Origin of the sequence: Pseudoroseomonas cervicalis ATCC 49957 (assembly GCF_000164635.1) — a bacterium.
GTDB classification, from domain to species: domain Bacteria; phylum Pseudomonadota; class Alphaproteobacteria; order Acetobacterales; family Acetobacteraceae; genus Pseudoroseomonas; species Pseudoroseomonas cervicalis.
This window is the reverse complement of sequence record NZ_GG771259.1, coordinates 1-526: the sequence shown is the minus strand read 5'-3', so window position 1 is coordinate 526 and position 526 is coordinate 1. Positions and strand designations below refer to the sequence as shown.

The window sequence follows — 526 nt, the reverse complement described above, 5'->3', positions numbered from 1 at the left end:
GGCTCGACGCGCTGCCGGAAGGGCGGATCGCGGTGATCGGCGCCGGGCTGGCCGGGGTCGAGCTGGCCCTGGCCCTGGCGTGCCGCCCGCAGGGGCACCGGCCCGTGCTGCTGCTGGAGGCGGCACCCTGCCTGCTGCCGGCGCTGCCGCCGGGCTTCCGCGCCCGTGCCGAGGCGGCGCTGGCCCGCGCCGGCATCGCCTGGCGCTGCGGCTTCCCGGCGGAGGCGCTGCGCGACGGCGTGCTGCACGGCCCCGCCGGGGCGGAGCGCGACATCGCCCTGGCGATCGCCTGCACCGGGGCGCGGCCGGCCTTCGACCTGGCCGGCAGCGGCCTGGCCTGCGACGGGGACGGCTTCCCGCTGGTCGATGCCAGCCTGCGCAGCATCAGCCACCCGGAGATCTTCGTCAGCGGCGACGCCGCCAGCTACGCCCTGCCGCGCGGCGGTGCCTGGGCCGGCCGGGCGGCGCCCTATCTGGCGGCCAATCTGCGCCGGGTGCTGCGCGGCGCGGCGCCGCATCGCTGGCC

1 protein-coding gene is annotated in these 526 nt (G+C 80.2%); it reads left to right on the top strand.

Annotation, left to right across the window (positions count from 1 at the left end):
* Positions 1-526 (top strand): FAD-dependent oxidoreductase (locus tag HMPREF0731_RS22885; RefSeq protein ID WP_007006665.1); only part of this gene is annotated, 526 nt, incomplete at both ends.